Origin of the sequence: Acinetobacter sp. YH12112 (assembly GCF_013418945.1) — a bacterium.
Taxonomy (GTDB): Bacteria; Pseudomonadota; Gammaproteobacteria; order Pseudomonadales; family Moraxellaceae; genus Acinetobacter; species Acinetobacter indicus.
Genome location: NZ_VPBA01000004.1, coordinates 36,945 through 60,192 on the forward strand (window position 1 = coordinate 36,945; position 23,248 = coordinate 60,192).

General features: G+C 46.2%; 18 protein-coding genes. 10 read left to right on the forward strand and 8 right to left on the reverse strand.

What is annotated here, in order from left to right; all coding sequences use genetic code 11:
• The first annotated feature begins 40 nt into the window (after positions 1 to 40).
• From lpdA to pgaD, 7 genes are all read left to right on the forward strand, one after another.
• Positions 41 to 1,474 (forward strand): dihydrolipoyl dehydrogenase, encoded by a 1,434-nt coding sequence (gene lpdA / locus FTU50_RS02380; RefSeq protein ID WP_005176261.1) that lies wholly within the window; start codon positions 41 to 43, stop codon positions 1,472 to 1,474.
• Between the two features lie 170 nt (positions 1,475 to 1,644).
• Positions 1,645 to 2,811, forward strand: coding sequence for an ADP-forming succinate--CoA ligase subunit beta (sucC, locus tag FTU50_RS02385; RefSeq protein WP_005176263.1), 1,167 nt, complete (start codon positions 1,645 to 1,647; stop codon positions 2,809 to 2,811).
• 11 nt (positions 2,812 to 2,822) lie between these two features.
• Positions 2,823 to 3,713 carry a succinate--CoA ligase subunit alpha gene (sucD, locus tag FTU50_RS02390; protein ID WP_005176265.1) on the forward strand — a complete coding sequence of 297 codons (891 nt, stop codon included), beginning with the start codon at positions 2,823 to 2,825 and terminating at the stop codon, positions 3,711 to 3,713.
• A 191-nt stretch (positions 3,714 to 3,904) separates the two neighbouring features.
• Positions 3,905 to 6,364, forward strand: coding sequence for a poly-beta-1,6 N-acetyl-D-glucosamine export porin PgaA (gene pgaA, locus FTU50_RS02395; protein ID WP_180054299.1), 2,460 nt, complete (start codon positions 3,905 to 3,907; stop codon positions 6,362 to 6,364).
• Entirely contained in the window at positions 6,364 to 8,214 is a 1,851-nt protein-coding gene (pgaB, locus tag FTU50_RS02400) for a poly-beta-1,6-N-acetyl-D-glucosamine N-deacetylase PgaB (protein WP_180054301.1), read from the forward strand. The genes pgaA and pgaB overlap by 1 nt, the downstream gene beginning before the upstream one ends.
• Positions 8,214 to 9,482: a poly-beta-1,6-N-acetyl-D-glucosamine synthase gene (pgaC, locus tag FTU50_RS02405; RefSeq protein ID WP_171249326.1), complete on the forward strand. Its 1,269-nt coding sequence runs from the start codon at positions 8,214 to 8,216 to the stop codon at positions 9,480 to 9,482. Before pgaB ends, pgaC begins: the two co-directional genes overlap by 1 nt.
• A complete protein-coding gene (gene pgaD / locus FTU50_RS02410; RefSeq protein ID WP_180054303.1) occupies positions 9,475 to 9,963 on the forward strand; it encodes a poly-beta-1,6-N-acetyl-D-glucosamine biosynthesis protein PgaD in 489 nt (162 codons plus the stop codon). The genes pgaC and pgaD overlap by 8 nt, the downstream gene beginning before the upstream one ends.
• 59 nt (positions 9,964 to 10,022) lie before the next feature.
• On the opposite strand, the gene FTU50_RS02415 is transcribed toward pgaD, so the two are convergent.
• The 3 genes from FTU50_RS02415 to trpS form a co-directional block, all read right to left on the reverse strand.
• The gene (locus tag FTU50_RS02415) at positions 10,023 to 11,753 is read right to left on the reverse strand and encodes a flotillin family protein (RefSeq protein ID WP_075167198.1); all 1,731 of its coding nucleotides are present in this window, start codon (positions 11,751 to 11,753) and stop codon (positions 10,023 to 10,025) included.
• 25 nt (positions 11,754 to 11,778) lie between these two features.
• The gene (locus FTU50_RS02420) at positions 11,779 to 12,426 is read right to left on the reverse strand and encodes a YqiJ family protein (RefSeq protein WP_168382433.1); all 648 of its coding nucleotides are present in this window, start codon (positions 12,424 to 12,426) and stop codon (positions 11,779 to 11,781) included.
• Between the two features lie 404 nt (positions 12,427 to 12,830).
• Positions 12,831 to 13,844 carry a tryptophan--tRNA ligase gene (gene trpS, locus FTU50_RS02425; protein ID WP_075167197.1) on the reverse strand — a complete coding sequence of 338 codons (1,014 nt, stop codon included), beginning with the start codon at positions 13,842 to 13,844 and terminating at the stop codon, positions 12,831 to 12,833.
• Positions 13,845 to 14,047: 203 nt separating this feature from the next.
• Between trpS and FTU50_RS02430 the strand changes: the two genes are divergently transcribed.
• The 3 genes from FTU50_RS02430 to FTU50_RS02440 all read left to right on the forward strand — a co-directional run bounded on the left by FTU50_RS02430 (position 14,048) and on the right by FTU50_RS02440 (position 16,394).
• Complete coding sequence (locus FTU50_RS02430) at positions 14,048 to 14,974, forward strand: DUF808 domain-containing protein (protein WP_075174426.1); 927 nt, start codon at positions 14,048 to 14,050, stop codon at positions 14,972 to 14,974.
• A 47-nt stretch (positions 14,975 to 15,021) separates the two neighbouring features.
• Positions 15,022 to 15,927: a neutral zinc metallopeptidase gene (locus tag FTU50_RS02435; RefSeq protein WP_016659937.1), complete on the forward strand. Its 906-nt coding sequence runs from the start codon at positions 15,022 to 15,024 to the stop codon at positions 15,925 to 15,927.
• A gap of 137 nt (positions 15,928 to 16,064) precedes the next feature.
• The gene (locus FTU50_RS02440; RefSeq protein ID WP_168390664.1) at positions 16,065 to 16,394 is read left to right on the forward strand and encodes an MGMT family protein; all 330 of its coding nucleotides are present in this window, start codon (positions 16,065 to 16,067) and stop codon (positions 16,392 to 16,394) included.
• A gap of 52 nt (positions 16,395 to 16,446) precedes the next feature.
• Here the strand turns inward: FTU50_RS02440 and FTU50_RS02445 are convergent, their stop codons facing one another.
• From FTU50_RS02445 to carB, 5 genes are all read right to left on the reverse strand, one after another.
• The gene (locus tag FTU50_RS02445; RefSeq protein ID WP_005176293.1) at positions 16,447 to 16,884 is read right to left on the reverse strand and encodes a universal stress protein; all 438 of its coding nucleotides are present in this window, start codon (positions 16,882 to 16,884) and stop codon (positions 16,447 to 16,449) included.
• A 317-nt stretch (positions 16,885 to 17,201) separates the two neighbouring features.
• Complete coding sequence (locus tag FTU50_RS02450) at positions 17,202 to 17,825, reverse strand: CatB-related O-acetyltransferase (RefSeq protein WP_005176296.1); 624 nt, start codon at positions 17,823 to 17,825, stop codon at positions 17,202 to 17,204.
• Between the two features lie 42 nt (positions 17,826 to 17,867).
• Positions 17,868 to 19,304, reverse strand: coding sequence for a deoxyribodipyrimidine photo-lyase (locus FTU50_RS02455; RefSeq protein ID WP_016659939.1), 1,437 nt, complete (start codon positions 19,302 to 19,304; stop codon positions 17,868 to 17,870).
• 132 nt (positions 19,305 to 19,436) lie between these two features.
• Positions 19,437 to 19,913 carry a transcription elongation factor GreA gene (gene greA, locus FTU50_RS02460; RefSeq protein ID WP_016659940.1) on the reverse strand — a complete coding sequence of 159 codons (477 nt, stop codon included), beginning with the start codon at positions 19,911 to 19,913 and terminating at the stop codon, positions 19,437 to 19,439.
• Positions 19,914 to 20,005: 92 nt separating this feature from the next.
• The gene (carB, locus tag FTU50_RS02465) at positions 20,006 to 23,236 is read right to left on the reverse strand and encodes a carbamoyl-phosphate synthase large subunit (RefSeq protein WP_180046089.1); all 3,231 of its coding nucleotides are present in this window, start codon (positions 23,234 to 23,236) and stop codon (positions 20,006 to 20,008) included.
• Between the last annotated feature and the right edge of the window lie 12 nt (positions 23,237 to 23,248).

Consider the following 23,248-nt stretch of genomic DNA (forward strand, 5'->3'; position numbering starts at 1 on the left):
AGCAAAAGGGGGAATTTAGAGAGATTGATTGGAGATAAAAATGTCTCAACAATTTGATTTAGTTGTTATTGGCGGTGGTCCAGGCGGTTATGAAGCAGCCATTCGTGCGGCTCAGCTTGGTTTTAAAGTGGCATGTATCGAAAAACGCATCCACAAAGGTAAACCATCTTTAGGTGGTACCTGCTTAAACGTGGGCTGTATCCCGTCTAAAGCACTGCTTGATTCTTCACACCGTTATGAAGATACCGTTCATCACCTGGCTGATCATGGTATTACGACAGGTGAAGTAAACTTTGACCTGTCTAAATTACTGGCACGTAAAGACAAGATTGTTGACCAGTTGACTGGCGGTATTGACCAGTTGCTGAAAGGCAATGGTATCGAATGGTTAAAAGGTACTGGTAAATTACTGGCGGGTAAGAAAGTTGAGTTTGTTCCTCACGAAGGTGAAACTCAGATTCTAGAACCAAAATACGTAATTCTTGCGTCTGGTTCTGTACCTGTGAACATTCCGGTTGCTCCTGTTGATCAAGACATTATTGTTGACTCTACTGGCGCGCTTGAGTTCCCTGAAGTACCGAAGCGTTTAGGTGTGATTGGTGCCGGCGTGATCGGTCTGGAGCTTGGTTCAGTATGGCGTCGTCTAGGTGCTGAAGTTGTTGTATTTGAAGCAATGGATGCCTTCTTGCCAATGGCGGATAAAGCGCTGGCAAAAGACTACCAGAAACTGCTGACCAAACAGGGTCTGGATATTCGTGTAGGCGCGAAAGTGTCGGGCACTGAAGTCAACGGTCGTGAAGTGACTGTTAAATACACTCAAGGCGGCGAAGAGAAAGAACAGACTTTCGACAAGCTGATCGTGTGTGTGGGTCGTCGTGCGTATGCTGAAGGCTTACTGGCTGATGACTGTGGTATCAAGCTGACTGAACGTGGTCTGGTTGAAGTGAACGACTGGTGTGCGACTTCTGTTGAAGGCGTATACGCAATTGGTGACTTGGTACGCGGTCCAATGCTGGCACACAAAGCTATGGAAGAAGGCGTAATGGCAGTTGAACGTATTCACGGTCATGCTGCTCAAGTGAACTATGACACCATCATCTCTGTCATCTATACACACCCTGAAGCGGCGTGGGTAGGTTTAACAGAAGAGCAGGCTAAAGAAAAAGGTCATGAAGTGAAAACCGGTCAATTCGGTTTCGCAGTCAACGGCCGGGCTTTAGCTGCCGGTGAAGGTGCTGGTTTCGTGAAGTTCGTTGCCGATGCTAAAACAGATCGTTTACTGGGTATGCACGTGATTGGACCTGCGGCGTCTGACATTGTTCACCAAGGTATGATCGCGCTTGAATTTGTATCTTCAGTTGAAGATTTACAATTAATGACATTCGGTCACCCAACCTTCTCTGAGGTGGTGCACGAAGCGGCACTGGCCGTCGATGGACGTGCCATCCACGCGATTCAGCGTAAGCGTAAATAAATAAAAAAAGAGCGGTTTCGACCGCTCTTTTTCATTTGGTGGTTGTTTTTGTTTGAATAATCATCTAAAACTAAAACGATAAAACTGTATAAATGTTAATACTCACGACGATGGATGTTGGAGTTTTAGCGAGTCATAAAAAAACGTGAAAAGTAGTAAAAGGTAAATAAATGAATCTACATGAGTACCAAGCCAAAGCGCTATTAAAAAAATATGGTATGCCGGTGCAGGAAGGTCTGCTTGCAACCAATGCAGATGAAGCAGTACAGGCATTTGAACAGCTCGGTGGCAAATTCGCTGTCATGAAAGCCCAGGTGCATGCGGGTGGCCGTGGTAAGGCGGGTGGTGTGAAAGTGGTGAAATCGGCTGAAGAAGCGGCAGAGTACGCCAATCAGCTGATCGGTACTCGACTGGTCACTTATCAGACCGATGCCAATGGCCAGCCGGTGAACAGTATTCTGGTGGCCCAGGATGTCTATCCGGTAGAGCGTGAATTATATTTGGGTGCCGTGGTGGACCGTTCCAGCCGTCGCGTGACCTTTATGGCCTCAACCGAAGGTGGGGTCGAAATTGAAAAAGTCGCAGAAGAAACCCCAGAAAAAATTATTAAAGTTGAAGTTGATCCTCTAGTCGGTTTATTACCATTTCAGGCACGTGAAGTTGCGTTTGCCCTGAACTTAAAAGATGGACAAATCAACCAGTTTGTCAAAATCATGACCGCGGCGTATCAGGCCTTTATTGAAAACGATTTTGCCCTGTTTGAAATTAACCCATTGTCTGTACGTGAAAACGGCGAAATTTTATGTGTCGATGCCAAAGTCGGCATTGATTCCAATGCGCTGTACCGTTTGCCGGAAGTGGCTGCGCTGCGTGACAAGAGCCAGGAAAATGAGCGCGAGCTGAAAGCCTCTGAGTTCGATCTGAACTATGTAGCGCTAGAAGGCAATATTGGCTGTATGGTCAATGGTGCCGGTCTTGCCATGGCAACCATGGACATCATCAAATTGTATGGTGGTCAACCGGCCAACTTCCTTGATGTCGGTGGCGGTGCAACCAAAGAGCGCGTGATTGAAGCATTTAAAATTATTCTGGCCGACAATTCGGTTCAGGGAGTATTAATCAATATTTTTGGTGGGATTGTACGTTGTGACATGATTGCGGAAGCGATTATTGCAGCAGTTCAGGAAGTCAATGTCAGCGTGCCGGTGGTGGTACGTCTGGAAGGAAACAATGCTGAGCTGGGGGCCAAATTACTAGATGAATCTGGCCTGACCTTAATTTCTGCAAATGGCCTGGCCGATGCTGCAGAAAAAATTGTTGCTGCGGTAAAAGCTTAAGGAGATGCATCATGAGCGTATTAGTAAATAAAGATACAAAAGTATTGGTTCAGGGCTTCACCGGTAAAAACGGAACCTTCCATTCGGCCCAGGCGCTGGATTATGGCACGCGTGTTGTCGGCGGTGTAACTCCAGGTAAAGGTGGTCAAACCCATTTAGACCTGCCAGTATTTAACACCATGAAGCAGGCGGTCCGTGAAACTCAGGCTGACGCTTCGGTGATTTATGTACCCGCACCTTTTGTACTGGACTCGATTGTTGAAGCGGTCGATGCCGGTATTGAACTGATTGTGGTAATTACTGAAGGTGTACCGACCCTAGATATGCTAAAAGCCAAACGCTATCTGGAAACCAATGGTAATGGTACACGCCTGATTGGCCCGAACTGTCCGGGTATTATCACCCCGGGCGAATGTAAGATCGGGATTATGCCAGGTCATATTCATCAGCCGGGTAAAATTGGAATTATCTCGCGCTCAGGGACTTTGACCTATGAAGCCGTAGCGCAGACCACCAAGCTTGGACTGGGTCAGTCTACTTGTATCGGGATCGGGGGAGATCCGATTCCGGGCATGAACCAGATTGACTGTCTGAAGCTGTTCCAGGACGATCCTCAAACTGAAGCCATTATCATGATTGGTGAGATTGGCGGCACAGCCGAAGAAGAAGCAGCCGAATACATTCAGGCGCATGTGACCAAGCCTGTGGTGGGCTATATTGCCGGTGTGACCGCACCAAAAGGCAAACGCATGGGCCATGCTGGCGCGATTATTTCTGGCGGTAAAGGAACCGCAGAGGAGAAATTTGCTGCCTTTGAACGTGCCGGAATGGCTTATACCCGTAGCCCGGCCGAGCTCGGTTCAACCATGCTGAAAGTATTGCAGGACAAAGGTTTGGTGTAAAACCTAACTGACTAAAAAAACCCCAGTTCTTGGGGTTTTTTTATGGCAAAGAACATAGATAATGATGACGCTTCTATTGAGGAAAAAAGTAAAGCATACAAAACAAATAAAATGATTGTTTTGGTAATTGTGATTTGCATCACACTTTAATAGAATATTGAGCAATAATTATTAGAAACTTGAGAATTTATATGATCAAAATAACAACGATCATGCCGATTCAGTGTCTGTCGCTTTGCTCTTTTTTATTTTTTTCTTCTGCTCATGCCAATATGCTTGATCAGCAACGTGAGCACGCGGTGGAGATGGTTCGGTCCGGACAGGTGGTCTCTGGACTCAATCGCTTGCAGGCGTTATTAGCTCAATTTCCCACAGATCAAAAGTTAATTGCGGATTATCTGGTTTTGGCCTATGGTCAGCCTGCGGTACATCCACAGGATTTATACCGCCTAACGCAGCAGATTCAACCTAAAACCTTTCCTGCCTATGCCCAGGTCAGCGCCATCAAGGTGCTCCGTGATGCCAAGCAGTACGCTCAGGCCAAAGCGTATCTGGCCCGGTTTCAGCCCTTAAATGCCCAGGCCAGCGGCAAAGTCTGGCGCGCGGTACTGGAAGCCGAGGCGGGGCAGACAGCAGCCGCTAAAACGTTGCTGAAAAACCTGCAATGGCAACAGCTTAGTGCCGATGACCTGAGTTTATTGTCTTATACCTATCGTATCCTGAATATGTCGGTACAAGCCTTGCAGGCGGCCGAAGCCGGATTAAAAAAGCAAAGCAGTATCGCAGGTCATGAACAATATGTGCTGGCGCTGATGCTTAATGGCAAGCATCAGGCAGCAGAGCACTATCTGCTGCAACAACAGTTAGCACAGAGCCATCCTCGTTTATTATTGCAAGTCAAACAGCACCAGTTTTCTACCCGGATTCAGAATGCAGTACAGGCCTATAAAACGGCACAACTGCGCAGTGAATATGCAACAGCCTATACCGAGCTGGATGCGGTATTGGCCGATATGGCTGCACATGAACCACAGGTGGCAGCTGACGCTGAACTGCAGCGCGCATTCTATGCCGATTATCTGTATGCCTTGGGACAGCGTAAGCGTCATCAGCAGGTCTTGAAAATTGTGCAACAGCAGCATCAGCCAATTGCAAACTGGCCGGCTTATGTACGCCATGCCATTGCCGATGCCTATCTGGCCACCCGACAGCCCGAACTGGCTGAACCGGTGTATTTAAGCCTGTTTCAGGAAAAGAACTATGCAGACTATACGGTGTATGCCGGTTTGTATTATGCCTATATCGAACAGGAAAAATTCAAGCAGGCCGATCAGCTGATTCAAGACATGGACCGTCAGTTGCCGCGTTATCGTTATAGTGAGGCCAAAGGCGTGGATCGCAGTACCCATGAAGACCGGGAGCAGTATCTGGCTTTAAAAGGGCTGAACTATGCTTACCGCAATGAACATGCCAAAGCCGAGCAGTATTTTGAAACCCTGGTTTCAATTGCACCGAATAATCTGGCCTATCAGAACAATCTGGCACAAATTCAGCGCTGGCGTGAAAAACCACTGACTTCCCAACAGACGCTGGAGCAGTGGAATGGCCTGGATCAGGTCAGTCAAATCACCCAGATTAACCAGATGCAAAATGCCCAAGCCCTGAATGATATTAGGGGCTGGCGTCAGCTGAATCAGGCCTTGTTACAGACGGCTGCAGATGATACCGGTGTGCAATTAAGCCGCAAAGAATTAAAGGATCGCGATCATTTCAGCATTCAGCATGAAAGTTATTTTTCTGAAAGTCGTTCCGATCAGGAACAGTTGCTGAACCGTTTAAAAGGTTCAGAAGAGCGTACCCATTGGACCCGTCTTAACAGCCCGTGGCTAAATGAGCATTATCAGGTTTTTATTGACCATCAGCATCGGCAGGGGCGTTATGAAGATGGCACTCTGGATGATCCGCGTTTAGGTCTGGGTGTGGCCTGGTCCAAAGATCGCAAGTATGCCAGCCTGTTGCTGTCTCAATCTTTAGATGAAGACCGTGTGGGCGCTGCACTGGACTGGTCACACTGGTTAAATGATCATTGGCAATATCATCTGGCGGTGAATACCCAGGCCGATATTCCGTTGCAGGCAGTGGCCAAAGCACATGAAGGGCAATCGTATCGGGCTGGCCTCAACTGGCAGGCCAACGAGTCGCGTAAAGCCGGTGCACAATTTCAATTGACCGATATTGATGATGGCAACACCCGTCAGGAATATCAGGCCTATTTTAGCCAGCAGTTTTATCAGGCACCGCATCATCTGAGTCGTGCCACGCTCAGCGGCTATTATGGAAAAAATAAGCCCGTCGCCGTGGATTATTTTAATCCTGAATCCAGCCATAGTTTAGAGCTGAAACTGGAACATGACTGGATGACCTGGCGTCGTTATGAGCAACATTTTAATCAGCATTTTGAACTGACGCTGGGCACATTTGGACAGAAAGACTATTCCAATGAGCCGATATATCACCTGTTGTATCGCCATGACTGGCATGTGTCACGAACCTGGAAACTGCACTATGGCATTGGTTGGGGCAGCCATCCATACGATGGCAAAACAGAAGAAAAAACCTATGCAGTATTCGGCTTTGAAGGACGATTCTAATGCAAATGAAACCCGCTTTACTCCTGAGTGCCTGTATCGCTGCATGTGTTTATTCTCCTTTGACCGTGCAGGCCGAGACCAGCACAGCGCCAGCAGCAACTATAGCGCCGCTTGATGCGCAGGCCTATGAATTTGTTACCTTAACTTTTCATGATGTGCGTGATGACGTTGCCAAACAGGGTGACCGTGATCTATACGCCATCAGTACCCATAACTTTGCCCAGTTCCTGCAATGGATCAGGGAACATGGCTGGCAGCCTATTCGGTTAGAAGATGTCTGGCAGGCCCGTCAGCATAAGACAGCCTTACCGGAAAAAGCAGTATTAATAACTATTGATGATGGCGCGCTCAGCAGCTATAGCCATATTTTCCCCTTATTAAAACTGCATCAGGTTCCGGCTGTTTTTGCCATTCCGACCAGCTGGATTAATGGCAATACCAAAGATGCCTATGAAGCCTATGGAGAGGGCAACCTGATGAACTGGCCGCAGATGCGTGAAATGCAGCAATCCGGTCTGGTCGAGTTTGCCTCACATAGTGATGACCTGCATCACGGGATTATTGCCAATCCGCAGCTGAACCAGCAGCCGGCCGCGATTACCCGTGAATATTTCCCGGCCCAGCAGCGTTATGAATCTGATCGCGCCTATGCGACGCGAGTGGTAAAAGACTTGCGTCAATCAAAGCAGATTCTGGATCGTGAGTTGGGAATCAATACCCGTGCCATTTTCTGGCCGTATGGTGCGGTGACCAAGGAAACTGAAGCGCTGGCCCGTGAAGCCGGTCTACCAATGTCGTTTAGTCTGGGCAGCGTACTGACATTGGCCGATGCCGATACCACCTATCAGCGTGCCCTGATTACGGAAAACCCATCGCCAGAAGAAGTGTTTGGTGAAATTAAAGACTTCTTAATGAATAGCCGGGCGCCGCATAAGCAGCGTAAAAGTTTATTACGCATCAACCTGGCAGATCTGGCAGGGAGCAATATCACCGCATCAGAAGCACATTTGAGCCAGCTGCTCAATCAGGTCAATGCCTTTCAATCCAATACGCTGGTCCTAAATGCGGTGGCCGATCAGAATGCTGATGGTAAAATTGATGTGGCTTATTTTCCGAATCGGACCTTGCCGGTGGCTCAGGATTTGCTGAACCGGGTGGTATGGCAGGCCCGGACCCGGATTGCTAATCGGGTATATGCAGAAATGCCGCTGAGTCTGGAAACCCGGCAAGGTTATGATCTGGCAGAATTGACCGCAGATCTGGTGAAAAACAACAGCTCGATTGAAGGGCTGATGATTGAAACCGGCGATGCGTTACATTGCGCCGTATTTCAGGCCGAATGGAATGCAAGCTGTCAGGCACAGCTGCAACAGGTATTGAGCATCAAGAACCGGACCAAAAGCCAGGGTAAATACTATGCCAATATCAGTAACAACTATCAGACTGCATTAAAGCTGGAGATTCAGAATCAGCCACTTGACGGACTGAAAAAACTGCTGCAGCAACTGCCGGATCATGCCGATTTCCTGTATCTGGCTGTCGATCCGTTGCCATCACCCCAAGCCATCAAACATCTGCATCAGGCTTTAAACCAGTTAAATGAGCGGGAAAAGCAGCATTTGATGATTAACTTGCAGATTAATCCGGACAGCACTGCAACAGACTGGCGACATTATCAGCAGATGTATCAGCAGCTAAGACGTCAGGGCATTCAAAAAATTGGTATTGATAATTATCAGCCGACCCATGGGCAGGCCGTGCATCAGCACCTGTACCGGGCGTTGAGCCTGAATGCAAGTCCGCTGAGTTATCGTGATCCCTATGTCCTGGAACAGGGAGAGCCGCAATGATGGAAGTGTTCTCGAAATTGAGTTTTAACGATTTTTATTTTGGTTTTGCATTTTTATATCCCTTGTTGATGGCCTGGCTGTGGATTGCGGGCGGGATCTGGTTTTATTTTAAACGGGAACATCGTCAGGATCATTTCCCTGAACCGAGCGATGAAGGCTGCAGTATCGTCATTCCTTGCTTCAATGAAGAAGAGCAGGTCAGACGTACCATCAAGTTTGCCATGCAAAGCCAGTATCCGGAATTTGAAGTGATTGCAGTCAATGATGGCAGTCAGGACCGGACTGCAGCAATTCTGGATGAGCTGGCCACGCAATATCCAAAGCTACGGGTGGTCCATCTGGCCGAAAACCAGGGCAAAGCCTATGCCTTAAGAGCCGGGGCAATGGTTAGTCGCTATGAATTTCTGGTCTGTATTGATGGTGATGCGCTGCTGCATCCACACGCAGTATTCTGGATGATGCATCAGCTGACCAGCTTTCCGCGTGTCGGGGCGGTTACCGGTAATCCACGGATTATTAACCGTTCCAGCGTGCTCGGTAAAATTCAGGTCGGTGAATTCTCTTCAATTATTGGATTGATTAAACGCGCGCAGCGTACCTATGGCCGGATTTTTACCGTATCAGGTGCGATTGCCGGTTTTCGTAAAACCGCGCTGGACCGGATTGGCTACTGGCGTGATGACATGATTACTGAAGATATTGATGTTTCGTGGCGTTTGCAGTTCGACCACTGGGATTTGCAGTATGTGCCCAAAGCCCTGTGTTATATCTATATGCCGGAAACCTTCAAAGGGTTATGGAAACAGCGCTTACGCTGGGCACAAGGCGGGATTGAAGTGCTGATTGCCTATGTGCCAAAACTGTTTAAATGGCGCCTTAGACGGATGTGGCCGATTGTGATTGAATCGATCATCAGCGTGCTATGGGCCTATGTGATTATGGGCATCTTTGTGCTGTATTTTTATGGGCTGTTTTTCCCCTTGCCGGGCGAGTGGGCAATTCAATCGATTCTGCCGCAGTGGTACGGGGTGATTTTGGGCCTGACCTGTTTGCTGCAGTTTCTGGTCAGCTTAATGATCGATCATCAATATGATAAAAACCGTACCTTGAGAACCTATTTCTGGGTAATCTGGTATCCGCTATTTTTCTGGCTGATTACCGCGCTGACCACGGTGGTGTCTGTGCCAAAAACTTTGCTGAAAAAGCAGAAACGTGCACGCTGGGTCAGTCCGGACCGTGGTTTTACCAAGGAGCACGAGCATGGCTAAATTTAAAATGATTGAGGATGAAGCTCAGCTGGAGCTACCAGAATATATTGATGAGCCGCGCTATGTACGTAACAAGGTCGCAGGCTATGGACTATTCTTTCTGGGCTGGCTGGCCTGGATCTGGTTATTCCTGCCCCTGATCACCGTATTGCTGTGGCTGTTTCAGGGCTATACCGTATATGAGCAGCTGTTTGTGATGTCGGCACCGCAAAGCTCGTTCAGCCTGTTTTATCTGGGGCTGGCGATTATGGTGTTTATTCTGATTCTGCTGATCTGGGCTGTGTATAACTGGCTGCGTTTTCGTGATAATGAGCGCCGGGCTTTTCCGGAGCATATTCAGACTGAGCAGCTGGCGGAAAGTTTTCAGGTCGACACAACTGAAATGGCGTATTTGCAGCAGGCCAAAAATCTGACCTTACATTATGATCAAGATGGACAGCTGGAAAAATTTGAAGTTCATCAGCCACTGTCTTCATCATAGAACATTGAAAAACAGCCATAAAAAACGCAGCCTTAGCTGCGTTTTTTTATTCACCTCATTTAAGTTGATGAAGTTTCCTGATTGATTTTCGGCTGAGATTTCAGGCTTTGGGTCAGACCGTTAATATCACCGCCATGAATACCCAGTTCACTCATCAGGCTGTCAATTAACGGCGCTTGCGAACGATAGCGCAGGGCACTGTTCACCACCTGATCAGACAGGGCCACTTGACCATGACCGTGTTCGCTGCCATCGACATGTGCGCTGCCCATCCCATTTAAACCATTGACGTGCAGAATCTTGATGTCATCAATATTTTCCATTGGCTTGACGCTTTCACGGATAATTTCTGGCAGGTATTTCAGCATGGCCAGACGTACCTGCATTTCGACCTGTTCCGTCGACAGGATGTTATTGGCTTCGTTGACTGCACGGGTACCTTCAGCATCAACCTGATACTGTTTTTCCATCGCTTGTGCCAGCAGGACTTTGGCATCGGCTTCACCACGCGCTTTTAAACGCAGCTGTTCTGCATTGGCTTCTGCGGTAATCCGCACCGCTTCCGCTTCATCGACCGCCGCCTGTTTGCCCGCTTCAGCAGCAACAGTAATGGCAATCGCATCTTTTTCAGCGGCCTGCTTGGCAGCCACCAGCTCGACTGCCTTGGCACGTTCTGCGCGCTGGGTTTCACGTACTGTAATCACTTCTTCTTCTGCTTTTACCGCTTGAGCACGGGCTAAATCGGCCTGCGCTTTGGCTTCAGATTCGGCACGGGATTTTTCCGCAATGGCAATGGCACGATCCTGTTCGGCCAGCTCAATGGTTTTCTTCTGTTCCACTTGGGCTTTTTGGACTAGCTGTTCTTTTAAAATATTTTCATTGGCGACATCACGTGCTGAGCCAATCCGTTTCAGTTCAATTTCACGTTCAGCAGCAATGCGGGCTTCTTCCGCTTCACGTTTTTTGGCTGCTTCCTGGGCTGCAATTTCCGCCAGCTGTTCAGCACGGCGCACGGAAATTTCACGTTCTTGCTGTAACTTGGCATATTCTTCTTCACGTAGAATTTGCAGGCGCGCCTGTTCAGCTTCCAGGTTTTTGGCTTTAATGGCTAAGTCGGCATCCTGTTCAATGTCGTTACGTTTACGGCGACGATCTTCAATGGTTTCGGTCAGTTTGGTCAGACCTTCGGCATCGAAAGCATTTTGCGGATTAAAGTAGCGGAAACTGGTCTGATCCAGTCCGGTTAAAGACACAGTTTCCAGTTCCAGACCGTTTTTAAACAGATCTTCCGACACCACCTGCTGCACTTTCTGCACGAAGTCGACGCGTTTTTCATGTAGTTCTTCCATCGCCATTTCTGCGGCTACGGCACGTAAAGAATCGACAAATTTACCTTCGACCAGATTTTTTAATTCATTCGGTGACATGGTTTTTTGCCCCAGCGTTTGTGCTGCGGTGGCAATAGATTCAGCGGTCGGTTTAACCCGCACATAAAATTCGGCCATGACATCCACACGCATACGGTCGCGGGTAATCAGGGCCTGATCTTCAGCACGGCGTACTTCCAGACGAAGGGTATTCATATTGACCGGAATAATTTCATGCAGCACCGGTAATACAATCGCACCACCGCCGAGAATGACATGCTCACCGCCAAAACCGGTACGTACAAAGGAAATTTCCTTGCTAGAGCGGCGATACAGACGGGCCAGGATTAAACCAATCACAAATAAGGCCAGGAAAATAATTCCGGCAATAATCAAGATGTTATACATATTTGAACTTAACATTGTTATCTCTTGTGTTTTTCAGTTGTTAATTTAAATGCATGGCATAAAAGCCAATTTTGGTTCTCCCCGTTAAAATTACGGATTGACCCTGTTGAAAACTTTCGTCCTGTTCCGGTTCTACCAGAATATAGTGGGTCAGACCATGCTGATCCTGCACTTTGGCTTCTGCCGGAGAGTTTGGAGTGGCCACACCTAAAATAATGGTGGCTGTGCGGCCAATCAGCTCGTCACTATAAATGGCGGTGGTTTCATCTTGCGGTAAAATGCGGGCAATCAGCATGGCGCTATAACGCACCAGAGGCATGCTCAGAAACAGACAGGCCGGTGCCATTATCCAGGCTGTAATATATTGTCCGGTCCATTGAAACAGTACAGATTGTAAAATCAGGCCAGACAGACCATATAAGGTCAGGAAAATAATCAGCCAGATCAGCAGCGGTACCCGGCCAATGTACAGCCAGTCTAAAAACTGGACCAACAGGCCACTAGAACCATCAATATTCACTTCCACATCTTTATGCGGAATTAAGTCATCTGGCAGGAACTGGTCCAGAATGCCCTGACTGCCGCCGCCGACCAGTAACAGAAACACTTCCAGCAGGGCAAAGAAAAACAGCAGGCAGATACAGACACTAAAAATCAGATTGGAAGGGTGAGTGAGCAAATCCCACATAACTGAATACTCTATTGTTCTGTTGTGTTTAAATTATTGATATTCAATATATATTATTATTGAATGCGCCTAGCATAGCATTAGGTCGCGTTTTTGTCTCAAAAACCTGCATATTTTAGGCAAAAAAATACGCAATGATTGGGGTGATCATTGCGTAGAACAACGAATCTGCTTGCACAGTTTCGGTAAAGGAGAAATGTTATGAATTAGGATTGCTCCTAGAACATGTGACTAGAATACGCCGGCATCAGGCCAGGTTCAGCAGCGTTCAGGTAAATTCATGTTAAAGATTGTTGCTTCTATAAAAATTGTGTGACATTTCTCTCCATATTTTCTCCATCATTGTAAACACGGCATAAAAAAGCCTTTCGCGAGGAAAGGCTTTTCAAGATCAGCATGGCTGCTTAGAAGCGGAACACACCTAAACCGGCTTTAACTTCATCTAAAGTGGCTTGAGTAATGTCACGGCACTTATCGGTACCGCTTTTTAAGATATCCATGATGTAATCCGGATCTTTGGCCAGTTCTAAACGGCGTTCACGGATTGGACCAATCAGCTCTTTTAAAATGCCTTCCAGACGTTTTTTCACGGTACCATCACCCAGACCACCACGGCGATAATGGGCTTTTAATTCTTCCAGTTCTTCTTTGTTCGGATCGAAAGCATCTAGGTAGGTAAATACCACGTTGCCTTCAACCTGACCCGGATCTTCAATGCGGAGGTGGTTCGGGTCAGTGTACATGGCATTTACTGCTTTTTTAATGTCTTTGTCAGTAGCATCGAGCACAATGGTGTTGCCCAATGATTTTGACATTTTGGCTTTACCATCAAAACCAGGTAAACGGCCTACATTCGACAGCAGCGCTTTACATTCAGGCAGCAGGTCCTGACCCACCTGACGGTTAATGCGGCGTACAATTTCGTTGGTCTGTTCGATCATAGGAATCTGATCTTCACCCACGGGCACTACAGTCGCTTTAAACGCGGTAATATCGGCCGCTTGGGCAACCGGATAGCACAGGAAACCGGCTGGAATATCACGTTCAAAACCGCGCATCTGAATTTCAGATTTAATGGTCGGGTTGCGCTCTAAACGTGCCACAGTGACAAAGTTTAAATACAGCATAGTCAGTTCATTCAAGGCCGGCAGGCAAGACTGAACACAAATGGTGGTTTTGGTCGGGTCAATGCCCACCGCCAGGTAGTCGGTCGCCACTTCAATAATATTGCGACGTACTTTTTCAAAGTTGTCGGCGTTATCAGTCAGGGCTTGAGCATCGGCAAGTAAAAGGTGTTGATGGTGAGAATCCTGTAAACCTACACGTGAACGTAAAGAACCTACAAAATGACCGAGGTGAAGTTGTCCGGTTGGACGGTCGCCAGTCAAAATAACAGGACGATTATCTTGATTACTCATTATCTCTTCCAAGTCGTTGTTACGACATTTCTATACCGATGATTGGGCTACATTGTACGGCATAATATTTTTGAATGTCACGGGATAAGCCGAACAGAATCAACAATTGTCTGGAAATTTTAAAGATTTATTAATTAAGTAAATACAGAGTTTTGGAAGATTTCTCCTTAGAATAAGCCTAGAACACGATAAGGATAAAAATTATGGCGAGTAGCTTATTACTATTATTAGATGATATTGCCACTGTTTTAGATGATGTGGCGGTCATGAGTAAAATGGCCGCAAAGAAAACGGCCGGTGTACTCGGTGATGATCTGGCCCTGAATGCCCAGCAGGTCAGCGGTGTACGTTCGGAGCGGGAACTGCCGGTGGTCTGGCGCGTGGCCAAAGGTTCTTTTGTCAATAAACTGATTCTGGTGCCTTTAGCTCTACTGATTAGCGTGGTGGCGCCGTGGCTGATTAACCCGTTACTGGTCGTGGGCGGTTTATTCTTATGTTATGAAGGGGTTGAAAAAGTTCTGCATTCCTTGCACAAGAAAAAAGCCAAAACTGCCGAAGAAGCGCAGCAGGAATTAATTAAAACCGAAACCGATCTGGCCACGTTTGAAAATGAAAAAATCAAAGGGGCAGTCCGGACCGACTTTATTCTCTCGGCAGAGATTATTGTCATTTCCTTGGGTACTGTAGCTACCGCGGCCTTTGGTGTAAAAGTCACAGTGCTGAGTATTATTGCCATCGCCATGACCATTGGGGTCTATGGGTTAGTGGCATTTATTGTCAAGATTGATGATATTGGGCTGCATCTCTCGGAACAGGCTTCTAATTTTAAACAGTCGGTCGGGCGCGGCTTGTTGGCCTTTGCGCCAATCTTGATGAAAATCCTGTCGATTGTCGGGACTCTGGCCATGTTCCTGGTGGGCGGCGGGATTATCAACCACGCTATTCCATTGGTACATCACTTTACCGAAGACAGTGTGGAATACGTGCAGGAAATTCCCAATATCGGCAGTATTTTTGGTGCGCTTACTCCAACCTTGATCAATTTTGCTGTGGGCTTTATTGCCGGTTTGATTGTGGTGGCGCTAATTGGTCTGGTGAAAAAGGTCTGGCCACGTTCCAAAGCCTCTTAAACTATGTAAAATTCTAGCCAAGAGATAAAGATAATAAGGAGATTGCTATGCGTTGGAAAGGTCGTCGCGTCAGTAGCAATGTAGAAGATCGTCGCGGTGGTGGCGGTGCCAAAGCCGGCGGAATCAGTATTCTGGGTCTGGTGGTGGCTTTTGTGGCCTGGAAGTTTTTTGGGGTCGATCCGCAAACAGCCTATCAGGCCACCAAACAGGTGACTAATCAGGGGCAGAGCGCGGAAACGCGTGGTCTGGAAAATCCGACGCCGGAGCAGCAGGAATCGATGGAGTTTATTGGCACTATTCTGGCCGATACCGAAGATACCTGGACGCAGGTGTTTGCCGAGCAGCTGAATCAGCAATATGTGCCACCCAAACTGGTGATGTTTAATGGTGCGGTCAGTTCCGCCTGTGGCAATGCCAGCGCTGCCATGGGGCCGTTTTATTGCCCGGCCGATCAGAAAGTCTATTTAGATACTGGTTTCTTTAAAGATATGCGCACCCAGATGGGAATTTCCGGCGAGCAGAACCAGACCGAATTATCGCGTCAGGATCAGGCTGGAGATTTTGCCCAGGCTTATGTGATTGCACATGAAGTCGGCCATCATATTCAGACCATTCTGGGGATTTCCGGACAGGTACAGCAGATGCGTCAGCGTGCCAGTCAGGTCGAAGGCAACCAGTTATCGGTTCGTCAGGAACTTCAGGCCGATTGTCTGGCCGGTGTCTGGGCGCATCATAACCATCAGCGTACTCAATTCCTGGAACAGGGTGATGTGCAGGAAGCGATGGATGCCGCACATAAAATTGGTGATGACTATTTGCAGAAACGTTCGAGTGGACAAGTAGTGCCGGATAGCTTTACCCATGGTACCAGTGCCCAGCGCGTGCAATGGTTTAATACTGGTCTGAAGTCGGGCAATATGAATGATTGCGATACCTTTGGACAAGCCATCTAAAGCGTTGCATCCGCTTTTTAACTCAAGGTGAATACAGGAGAATGTGCAACTGCATGTCCTCTAGTTTTTTAAGCCTAGCTTTTCTAACCAGCACAGCTTTTCATCCCAATAGATTTCAACACTCTAAGATTCTTTTTATGTCTATTCCAGCACGTCCCAGTCAGGAGTTGGCCGCTTATATCACCGCGGTGATTGCCCAGATTCCACCTGGTAAAGTTGCCACCTATGGTCAGATTGCAAAACTGGCCGGTTTGCCGAAACATGCGCGTCTGGTGGGTTATGTACTGAAACATCTGGCACCGGGGCATGTGTTGCCATGGCATCGGGTGCTAAATGCGCAAGGGAAAATTAGCCTAAGCAAAATCAATGCGCAGGGTGAAAATATACAGGCGTTAAAACTGATACAGGAGGGTGTAGTGGTCCTGAATAACAAGGTGAGCTTAAAGCAGTATCAATGGCAGCCCTAAAAATAAAAAATTCCCCATACCCGCAGGTACAGGGAATTTTCTGGAGGAAAGATTAACGTACGATGAGTACAGGAACATTACCTTCGCCCAGTACGCTTTGCGCGACGCTACCGAGGAATAACTTTTTCAAACCGGTACGGCCATGAGAACCCATCACAATCAGGTCTGCATTCATTTCAGTTGCAGCACGTGCAATTTCACGATGAATCACTTGACCTTCAAGCAGACGAGACTCAACTGCTACACCTTGTTCCTGGAATTTTGCTTTGGCTTCATCCAGTGTTTTGAGAATAGACACACGCGCACGTTCAATCAGGTCATTGGTCTGGCCTGCTGAAATGTATTCTGATGCAATATATGGATCGAGTGTTAACACCTGTGCAACGGTTACTTTACTGCCGAAAGCTTTGGCAAGCTCGACTGCTTTGGCAACTGCTGCGTAAGAAGTTTCAGAACCGTCCACTGGAACTAAAATGTGTTGAAATGCCATCGTTATTTCTCCTTATTGTGTCATTCAACAATAAAAAATTGAGGGAACACTTTCTATTGCCTTAATCTTATCTTAGCGCTTATTTTTAAATAATAAAACCCAGTAATTTCATAGGGATAATTATTTTTAAGGAAGTTTAAGCCTTTCTAATTTAACATGTTTTTGAGTAATTAATCAGCAATTTACACTAAAGTTGAAGGCTTATTTCATTAAGTCTGGCTTTAGAGTGAGTTTAGCTTAGGTTTTTTGAGTTTTAATATCGATTAGATGAAAGTTTTGACCTGATGCTTGGCCTAAGCAAAAGTCCAAGGGAATAATCAGCAGTCTTTGAAATAATCAACCAAAGCAGCAACATCCTCTGTCTGTAACTGTTCCCGCATCTTTAAAAACTGCTTTTCATCCATCTCGTAAATTTTAAGGGAAAGCAGTTTTTCTATATCTTCTTGTGGAAAGCGATATTTAATAATTTTGGCAGGAACTCCTCCCACCACGGCATAAGGTGGAACGTCTTTTGTTACGACCGCACCAGTTGCCACAATTGCACCTTCACCCAGCGTCACGCCTTGCATAATCATGGCACGTGAGCCAATCCAGCAACCATCACCAATAACAGTATCGCCAGCAGGTACAAAACTGCGCGTATCAAACGGAAAGGCAGAAATCCAGTCAGTTCGGTGTAACTGATTACCGCCCATCATAATCACGCATTCCGCCCCAAAACACACGAAATTGCCAATATAAAGCTGATCAATTGGCTTCTCAGGCGTAGAAGGCTTGTCATGCAAATAACGCACAACACAACGCTCAAAACCCTGATCCCAATAAGCAGAATAATAAGAATAGTTTCCCTTAATGTGAATATTAGGGTTTTTCATAGTTTTAGAAATAAATTCGAATTCACACCAATGCTTAACAGGGGAATTAATTAAGGGTTCAGCCATAAGAGCAATCAAAGAACAAGCGTAACGCCATTATAGCCGAAGTTAACTCAAATGCTTAAAGGCCTCAATTGCACGAACACGACTGCTTTTTAAATCTACAATCGGTTTTGGATAATCCAATTTTAGTTGTGGATTTTTCGCATAAGGTTCGTGAATTTGTTTCGCATTTAAATGTGAAATTTCAGGTACCCATTGACGAATATAATCGCCATTTGCATCAAACTTTTGCGACTGACTTACAGGGTTGAAAATACGGAAATACGGTGCAGCATCTGTTCCTGTAGATGCACACCACTGCCATCCACCGTTATTGGCAGCCAAATCACTATCAATTAAATGCTGCATAAACCATGATTCGCCTAAACGCCAATCTATCAGTAAATTTTTGCTTAAAAACATCGCGCAAATCATACGAACACGGTTATGCATCCAACCCGTTGCAAGTAACTGTCGCATGCCAGCATCTACAATTGGGATACCTGTTTGCCCATGCTGCCAAGCCTGTAAATCTTCAGGAGCATTGCGCCATACAATGCGTTGAGTGTCTAATTTAAATGGTAAGTTTTTCGATACGCGAGGGTAGTCGAATAAAATATGCTGATAAAACTCACGCCAAAGGAGTTCATTTAACCAAATTTGTTGCCCATTGTTTTCAAATTCCATACAGCCGTGACTGTGGCGAAACAAAGCTTGTAAACATTGGCGAATAGAAAGAATGCCAATATTTAAATAAGCTGCAAGTTTGCTCGTGCTATTCAAATTCGGGAAATCACGTTCAATATGATAATACTCAACTTGATTTTCAATAAACTCATCTAAAAGTTCCCAAGCATGATGCTCACCAATTTGCCAAAGATTTTGTAGGTTTTCGCTGATTACTTTTTCTTCTGAATCTGAGTAAATATCACTTAATTGTGGAACTTCTCTTGTAAAGTCATTGTGCTGTGGAATTGGTTTTTGAACCTCAATAGTTGGGTAGCATTGTGGCAAGCTTATGCTGAGTTTCTCATAGCATTGCTTTTTAAATGCACCAAATACTTGATATGGATGACCAGTTTTATTACGAATGCTTCCAACAGGGAAAATAGTTCGGTCATGATACAACTCAAAACGAATATTATTCTTTTCTAATAGCTGTTGAGTTTGAGCATCGCGTTTTAATTCATTTACACCCAATTCTATATCGGCATGAACAGCTTGAATATTATGATTTTGGCATAAGCTTAATAATTGATTTGGCAGGTCTTTCCATAATGGAATAGTTAAAATAACAAGTGGAATATTTAACGTGGCAAGTTCATTTTTTAGATGATTCAGTTGTCTTAAATAGAAGTCAATTTTAATTAGCGCATCATTGTGCACTTGCCATTGTTTTGGCGATAGCACGACTAAGGCAATGCAAGGGCCAGCTTCGCGAGTATGCCAAAGAGCTGCATGATCATGAATTCTTAAATCTTGACGGAACCAAATAAGCTGCATTTTAAAATTTATAGAAAAATATTGACTATTAAAGCATATACATTTGCTGTAATTTTTTCGTGAACTTTTGTTTTAAAGATAATAAAAAAACCCCTCAGAAGAGGGGCTTTGGGATGTCAAACCATCTAAGGATTAGATGTATTCAACGCTGACGATTTCGTACTCAACTTCACCTTGTGGTGTTACAATTTTTGCTTCATCGCCTTCATTTTTACCTAAAAGACCACGAGCAATAGGAGAGTTCACAGAGATTTTATTGATCTTGAAGTCTGCTTCGTCATCGCCAACGATTTTATAAGTTTTGCGTTCTTCAGTGTCCAGGTTCTCAATGGTTACTGTTACCCCAAATACAACACGACCATTTTGCTCAAGTTCTTTTACATCAATGACTTGGCAAGCACCGAGTTTACCTTCGATGTCTTGAATACGCCCCTCACAGAAACCTTGCTGCTCACGTGCTGCATGATACTCTGCATTTTCTTTTAGGTCGCCGTGTTCACGTGCTTCTGCAATCGCAGCAGTAATACGTGGGCGTTCAACAGTTTTTAACTGGTGTAATTCTTTCTCTAAGGCGACTTTGCCTTCAGGAGTCATAGGATAACGTTGCATTGTTGTCCCTCAAGTTGAATATTAGAAAAATACAGCTCTATAAATGAAAAAAAGCCCGCCACCGAGAGGTGACGGGACTTCTCGGTAGACAATTAACCTTTGCTTAAATCTTGCAAACGATAAACATCCATCGGCAATTTAATGGCTAACGCTTGGCATACCGCATCGGCACCATTCAGGGTAGTCGTATGATAGACCTTACCTTGCAGGGCAGAACGGCGGATTGAGAATGAATCCTGCTGCGCTTGTTTGCCTTCAGTGGTATTGATAATGAGGTGAATTTCGCCATTTTTCAAGCGGTCCACAATATTCGGACGACCTTCAGTTACTTTATTCACACGTTCACATTCAATTCCTGCGGCTTTGATCACATCATAAGTACCGCCGGTAGCGATAATTTTGAAGCCAAAGTCTGCAAGCTGTTTGGCAATACCTGCTGCACGTGGTTTATCAGAATCACGTACTGAAATGAATGCATGCTTGATTTCGCCTTCGGTTGGCAAACCTGGTAAGCGTTCATTCGAGCCTAACACAGCTTTGTAGAATGCTTCACCAAAAGTTTTACCCACACCCATTACTTCGCCTGTAGATTTCATTTCAGGGCCAAGGATTGGGTCAACACCCGGGAACTTGTTGAATGGGAACACCGCTTCTTTAACAGAGAAGTGCTCAGGAATAATCTCGGTTGTGAAGCCTTGTGACTCCAGAGATTGACCCGCCATACAACGTGCAGCAATTTTCGCTAATGATTCACCGATACACTTAGATACGAACGGCACGGTACGAGAAGCACGTGGGTTCACTTCCAGAATGTAAACGTCATCGCCTTTTACCGCGAACTGTACGTTCATTAAACCGATAACGCCCAGCTCTTTGGCCATCGCTACGGTTTGACGACGCATTTCGTCCTGTACTTCGTTTGATAACGAGTAAGGTGGAATCGAACATGCAGAGTCACCTGAGTGAATACCCGCCTGTTCAATGTGCTGCATGATCCCGCCGATCACCACATCCTTACCGTCAGATACGCAGTCTACGTCAACTTCAATCGCATCATCCAGGAAGCGGTCAAGAAGAACAGGGGCATCATTCGACGCCTGAACGGCATCACGTAAGTAACGCTTCAACTCTTCTTCGTTGTACACGATTTCCATCGCACGGCCACCTAGTACGTATGATGGACGTACCACCAGTGGATAGCCCACTTTCGCCGCTTCAGCAATACCTTCTTCAGCAGATTTTACGATGCTGTTGTTTGGTTGACGCAGTTGCAGACGTTGAATCATTTGCTGGAAACGTTCACGGTCTTCGGCACGGTCAATCGCATCTGGAGATGTACCAATGATTGGTGCACCAGCCTCTTCTAACGCACGCGCCAGTTTCAGCGGTGTTTGACCACCGTACTGTACGATAATGCCTTTAGGCTTCTCGGTACGCACGATTTCAAGCACATCTTCCAAAGTAATTGGTTCGAAGTACAGACGATCTGAGGTGTCATAGTCAGTAGAAACCGTTTCAGGGTTACAGTTCACCATGATGGTCTCAAAACCGTCTTCACGCATCGCAAGCGCCGCGTGTACACAGCAGTAATCGAATTCGATACCCTGACCAATACGGTTAGGACCACCACCGATGACCATGATTTTGTCTTTCGCAGATGGATTCGATTCACATTCTTCATCGTAAGTTGAATACATATAAGCGGTATCAGATTCGAATTCTGCCGCACATGTATCCACACGTTTGTAAACCGGAGTCACGCCCAGGTTCCAGCGGTGTTTACGGAATTGTTTTTGTGAAATACCCATCAGGTTGGCGATGCGCAGATCCGATAAACCTTTGCGTTTGAACGCACGGATATTGTCTGCGTTTAAGTCGCCGAAACCTAAAGTTTTGATCTGGTTTTCAGTATTGATAATGTCTTCAATCTGAATCAGGAACCAGCGGTCAATTTTGGTCGCTTCAAATACTTCGTCTAAAGTGAAGCCATGACGGAAGGCATCGGCCACGTACCAGATACGCTCTGGGCCTGGAACTTTAAGTTCTTGCAGGATTTTCTCGCGTGCGCCTTCAGTACCCACTTCGATTTTTTCATCAAAACCAGAAGCACCGACTTCTAGACCACGAAGGGCTTTGTTGACAGATTCCTGGAAGTTACGGCCAATTGCCATTACTTCACCCACAGATTTCATCTGAGTCGTCAGTGTTGCATCTGCTTGCGGGAATTTTTCGAAGTTGAAACGTGGAACCTTGGTTACAACGTAGTCAATTGATGGCTCGAACGATGCAGGAGTTGTACCGCCAGTGATGTCGTTTTTCAGCTCATCCAGGGTATAACCCACTGCCAGTTTCGCTGCGATTTTCGCAATCGGGAAACCTGTTGCTTTAGACGCAAGGGCAGATGAACGCGATACACGCGGGTTCATTTCAATGATAACCATACGGCCATCTTTCGGGTTAATACCGAACTGAACGTTAGAACCACCGGTTTCTACACCAATTTCACGCAGTACCGCTAAAGACGCGTTACGCATGAGTTGATATTCTTTGTCGGTCAATGTTTGTGCCGGAGCAACTGTGATGGAGTCACCAGTATGCACGCCCATTGGGTCAAAGTTTTCGATTGAACAGACGATAATACAGTTGTCGTTTTTGTCACGAACAACTTCCATCTCGTATTCTTTCCAGCCAATGAGTGATTCATCAATCAATAACTGGTGAGTCGGAGACAGGTCGAAACCACGTTCACAGATTTCAAGGAATTCTTCGCGGTTGTACGCGATACCGCCACCAGAACCACCCATGGTGAATGATGGACGAATAATCACAGGGAAACCGAAGCGCGCCTGAATGTCCAGCGCTTCTTCCATAGATTCCGCAATCGCAGCTTTTGGACATTCCAGACCAATTTTACGCATTGCTTCGTCAAACAGTTTACGGTCTTCTGCTTTTTCAATCGCTTCTTTAGTCGCGCCAATCAGCTCAACATTGTATTTTTCTAAAATACCGTTGGCATCCAGAGCAAGGGCACAGTTCAGTGCAGTCTGGCCGCCCATGGTTGGTAAAACTGCATCTGGACGTTCTTTTTCAATGATCGCTGCAACGGTTTGCCAGGTGATTGGCTCGATATAGGTTGCATCCGCCATTGTCGGGTCAGTCATAATCGTCGCCGGGTTCGAGTTCACCAGAATGACGCGGTAACCTTCTTCACGCAGCGCTTTGCAGGCTTGAGCACCCGAGTAGTCAAACTCACAGGCCTGACCGATAACAATAGGACCAGCACCAATAATTAAGATGCTTTTAATATCCGTACGCTTTGGCATTATTTGCTCCTT

Bases quoted from the DNA above. Each gene is read 5' to 3' on its own strand.
- FTU50_RS02440 (WP_168390664.1), top strand. From the start codon at position 16,065: ATGTCTATTCCAGCACGTCCCAGTCAGGAGTTGGCCGCTTATATCACC.
- greA (WP_016659940.1), bottom strand. From the start codon at position 19,913: ATGCAACGTTATCCTATGACTCCTGAAGGCAAAGTCGCCTTAGAGAAA.
- trpS (WP_075167197.1), bottom strand. From the start codon at position 13,844: ATGAGTAATCAAGATAATCGTCCTGTTATTTTGACTGGCGACCGTCCA.
- FTU50_RS02430 (WP_075174426.1), top strand. From the start codon at position 14,048: ATGGCGAGTAGCTTATTACTATTATTAGATGATATTGCCACTGTTTTA.
- FTU50_RS02435 (WP_016659937.1), top strand. From the start codon at position 15,022: ATGCGTTGGAAAGGTCGTCGCGTCAGTAGCAATGTAGAAGATCGTCGC.
- FTU50_RS02450 (WP_005176296.1), bottom strand. From the start codon at position 17,825: ATGGCTGAACCCTTAATTAATTCCCCTGTTAAGCATTGGTGTGAATTC.
- sucC (WP_005176263.1), top strand. From the start codon at position 1,645: ATGAATCTACATGAGTACCAAGCCAAAGCGCTATTAAAAAAATATGGT.
- carB (WP_180046089.1), bottom strand. From the start codon at position 23,236: ATGCCAAAGCGTACGGATATTAAAAGCATCTTAATTATTGGTGCTGGT.
- FTU50_RS02455 (WP_016659939.1), bottom strand. From the start codon at position 19,304: ATGCAGCTTATTTGGTTCCGTCAAGATTTAAGAATTCATGATCATGCA.
- pgaC (WP_171249326.1), top strand. From the start codon at position 8,214: ATGGAAGTGTTCTCGAAATTGAGTTTTAACGATTTTTATTTTGGTTTT.
- pgaD (WP_180054303.1), top strand. From the start codon at position 9,475: ATGGCTAAATTTAAAATGATTGAGGATGAAGCTCAGCTGGAGCTACCA.
- FTU50_RS02420 (WP_168382433.1), bottom strand. From the start codon at position 12,426: ATGTGGGATTTGCTCACTCACCCTTCCAATCTGATTTTTAGTGTCTGT.
- FTU50_RS02415 (WP_075167198.1), bottom strand. From the start codon at position 11,753: ATGTTAAGTTCAAATATGTATAACATCTTGATTATTGCCGGAATTATT.
- pgaB (WP_180054301.1), top strand. From the start codon at position 6,364: ATGCAAATGAAACCCGCTTTACTCCTGAGTGCCTGTATCGCTGCATGT.
- sucD (WP_005176265.1), top strand. From the start codon at position 2,823: ATGAGCGTATTAGTAAATAAAGATACAAAAGTATTGGTTCAGGGCTTC.
- FTU50_RS02445 (WP_005176293.1), bottom strand. From the start codon at position 16,884: ATGGCATTTCAACACATTTTAGTTCCAGTGGACGGTTCTGAAACTTCT.
- lpdA (WP_005176261.1), top strand. From the start codon at position 41: ATGTCTCAACAATTTGATTTAGTTGTTATTGGCGGTGGTCCAGGCGGT.
- pgaA (WP_180054299.1), top strand. From the start codon at position 3,905: ATGATCAAAATAACAACGATCATGCCGATTCAGTGTCTGTCGCTTTGC.